At 67.7% G+C, this 431-nt stretch carries 1 protein-coding gene; it reads left to right on the forward strand.

All coding sequences use genetic code 11. The features are described 5' to 3' along the window. On the forward strand, window positions 1-431 hold a 431-nt coding region (locus BK660_RS30475), incomplete at both ends, for an FAD-binding protein (RefSeq protein ID WP_221178662.1).

The following is a 431-nucleotide window of genomic DNA, read 5'->3' on the forward strand; positions in this document are numbered from 1 at the left end:
GCCCGGCCACGCGGGTCTGGCAGGTCAAGGATCAGGAGTGCATCGGCCGCGCTGGTGCTGGGCTGCAAGACCTCGCCCGTCCCGTTGCAAGGTTGATTCTGGCTGCCGCCGAATGCGCCGAGCCGGTCAGCGAAACCCGTCATGAAGCGTTGCCGGTGGAGTTATCCACAAGTGTCGCGCGCAGCTTGTCGCGGAGCGAAGATCTCGGCGCGGTGGCGGTCGACCCGGCGGCGATTCCGATGGCCGAAGCGGAGTTCATTTTCTCCGGCGGCAACGGCGTCAAGGACTGGCAGCTGTTCCACGAAACGGCGGCGGCACTCGGCGCTACCGAAGGCGCTTCGCGGGTCGCCGTCGACGATGGCTTCATGGCCCGTGATCGTCAGGTCGGCGCGTCCGGCACCTGGGCCACCGCGCGGGTCTATGTGGCTGTG

Origin of the sequence: Pseudomonas brassicacearum (assembly GCF_003732265.1) — a bacterium.
GTDB classification, from domain to species: Bacteria; Pseudomonadota; Gammaproteobacteria; order Pseudomonadales; family Pseudomonadaceae; genus Aquipseudomonas; species Aquipseudomonas brassicacearum_D.